Below are 489 nucleotides of genomic sequence, written 5' to 3'. Positions count from 1 at the left end.
ATTAGCACGTCCTTCATCGCCTCTGACTGCCAGGGCATCCACCGTGTACGCTTAGTCGCTTAACCTCACAACCCACAGGCGTTTTACAACGCATGCAGACTGCAAGCATTTGAGAGACTCGAACACACCGTTTATTCATTCTTATTACGGAGAATGAACGCGACGTGTCGTTTCAATTTTCAGCTTGTTCCGGATTGTTAAAGAGCAATATCTCAAACTCGACGTTACCGTCAGTTTTGAGATATTTCGTGGAGACACCTTTCACCTGTCACCAAGCAAGTGGCGTCCCCTAGGGGATTCGAACCCCTGTTGCCGCCGTGAAAGGGCGGAGTCCTAACCGCTAGACGAAGGGGACACATACATGTCACGACTTCGCAGCCGTCTTGCTCATTACTTTTCTATCAGACAATCTGTGTGAGCACTTCGAAGGAAGGTATCTTCAGGTAAGGAGGTGATCCAACCGCAGGTTCCCCTACGGTTACCTTGTTA

General features: G+C 49.3%; 1 tRNA gene. It reads right to left on the bottom strand.

The window, feature by feature from the left end:
* Window positions 1–280: 280 nt before the first annotated feature.
* Window positions 281–355 (bottom strand) — tRNA-Glu (locus tag FD744_RS25255).
* Window positions 356–489: the final 134 nt, after the last annotated feature.

It is taken from the genome of Pantoea sp. Taur (assembly GCF_009830025.1).
In the GTDB taxonomy this organism is placed as follows: domain Bacteria; phylum Pseudomonadota; class Gammaproteobacteria; order Enterobacterales; family Enterobacteriaceae; genus Pantoea; species Pantoea communis.
The sequence above is the reverse complement of the archived record's forward strand: the minus strand, read 5'-3'. Positions and strand labels throughout refer to the sequence as shown.